Origin of the sequence: Methylophaga sp. UBA1464 (genome assembly GCF_002325665.1) — a bacterium.
Taxonomy (GTDB): Bacteria; Pseudomonadota; Gammaproteobacteria; order Nitrosococcales; family Methylophagaceae; genus Methylophaga.
This window is the reverse complement of sequence record NZ_DCSO01000075.1, coordinates 4,781-5,470: the sequence shown is the minus strand read 5'-3', so window position 1 is coordinate 5,470 and position 690 is coordinate 4,781. Positions and strand designations below refer to the sequence as shown.

Sequence of the window (690 nt, the reverse complement as noted above, 5' to 3'; positions counted from 1 at the left end):
GAAGTAGGGCACCTAAATATCGGTGCTGGCCGCGTGGTTTATCAGGAGTTTACCCGGATAAGCCGTGCCATTCGTACGGGATCATTCTTTAGCAATCAAACCCTTACAGATGTGGTGGATGACGTTGTACAAAACAATAAGGCCCTGCACATTATGGGTTTGCTGTCAGATGGCGGGGTCCACAGTCACGAAAGCCATATTCATGCCATGGTTAAGCTAGCGGCCGATCGTGGGGCCAAAAAAATCTATTTACACGCCTTTCTGGATGGCCGGGATACTTCACCCAAGTCTGCCCTGCAATTTGTCGAAAATATGCAAGCCAGTTTTAACGAAACCGGCGAGGGACGCTTTGCCAGCGTGATCGGTCGTTATTACGCAATGGATCGCGATAAGCGCTGGGATAGAGTTCAGCAGGCTTATGAGCTGATTACCAACGCAAATGCACCTTATCACGCAGACACTGCTTTTGAAGCCATTGAAAATGCATATGCTCGCGGTGAAACAGACGAATTTGTTAAAGCGACCCTTATTGGCGAAGCGGCGCCAATTGAAGATGGCGACAGTATCGTGTTTATGAACTTTCGCGCTGATCGGGCTCGTGAACTGACACAGACATTTATTGATCCTGACTTTAGTGATTTCCCCAAGCCGCGAACGCCAAAACTTTCTCAGTATGTGACGTTAACCGAG

Annotated in this window: 1 pseudogene; it reads left to right on the top strand. The window is 48.6% G+C overall.

Annotated elements, in window-relative coordinates:
• Positions 1-690: pseudogene (locus B3O33_RS08975) on the top strand (2,3-bisphosphoglycerate-independent phosphoglycerate mutase); the annotation flags it as partial.